Here is a 1064-nt window from a genome sequence, read left to right as displayed (position 1 = left end):
GTCCTGTACAACCTGAAGCCCGGGCAGCTGCACACCGACGTCACCAAGGTCACCGGTGAAGGCGCCCACAGCGGGATCCCGGTCAAGGACGACAACCCCTGGAACGGTGTACCCCCGCAGAAGCCGAAGATCGTGACGGACAAGCGGGACAAGGCCACCAACTCGGCGGCCGACACGGAGCCGACCAAGGTCAAGCTGCCGGACACCCGCTCGCAGGTCCTGACCATCAAGAGCACCAACAACGGCACCGAGCCGCTGGTCAAGATCCAGCAGACGGACGTCGTCACCCACGGCGACGCCAAGATCAAGGATCTGAAGTGCACCTGGCCGGACGGCACCACCAGCACGGACCCGGCAGGCAAGGCAGTGCGCTGGGCCGCGTCCTTCACGGCGGATGCCCGGAAGAACAAGGCAGCCCAGCTTGCCGTGGGTGCCTCGTTCCACTGCACCGCCGTCCTGTACAACCTGAAGCCCGGGCAGCTGCACACCGACGTCACCAAGGTCACCGGTGAAGGCGCCCACAGCGGGATCCCCGTCAAGGACGACAACCCCTGGAACGGTGTACCCCCGCACAAGCCGAAGATCGTGACGGACAAGCGGGACAAGGCCACCAACTCGGCGGCCGACACGGAGCCGACCAAGGTCAAGCTGCCGGACACCCGCTCGCAGGTCCTGACCATCAAGAGCACCAACAACGGCACCGAGCCGCTGGTCAAGATCCAGCAGACGGACGTCGTCACCCACGGCGACGCCAAGATCAAGGATCTGAAGTGCACCTGGCCGGACGGCACCACCAGCACGGACCCGGCAGGCAGATCGGTGCGCTGGGCCGCGTCCTGGAAGGAAGACGCCAAGAAGAACAAGGCAGCTCAGCTTGCCGTGGGTGCCTCGTTCCACTGCACCGCCGTCCTGTACAACCTGAAGCCCGGGCAGCTGCACACCGACGTCACCAAGGTCACCGGTGAAGGCGCCCACAGCGGGATCCCCGTCAAGGACGACAACCCCTGGAACGGTGTACCCCCGCACAAGCCGAAGATCGTGACGGACAAGCGGGACAAGGCCAC

At 65.6% G+C, this 1064-nt stretch carries 1 protein-coding gene; it reads left to right on the top strand.

The annotated features are described in order from the left end of the window. The coding region (locus AC4IJH_RS43545) for a hypothetical protein (protein WP_490857570.1) at window positions 1-1064 on the top strand (1064 nt) is incomplete at both ends.

The sequence above is a fragment of the Streptomyces sp. UF-297 genome (assembly GCF_058245575.1).
Note: the sequence above shows the minus strand (reverse complement) of the source record. Positions and strands in the feature narration are given on the sequence as shown.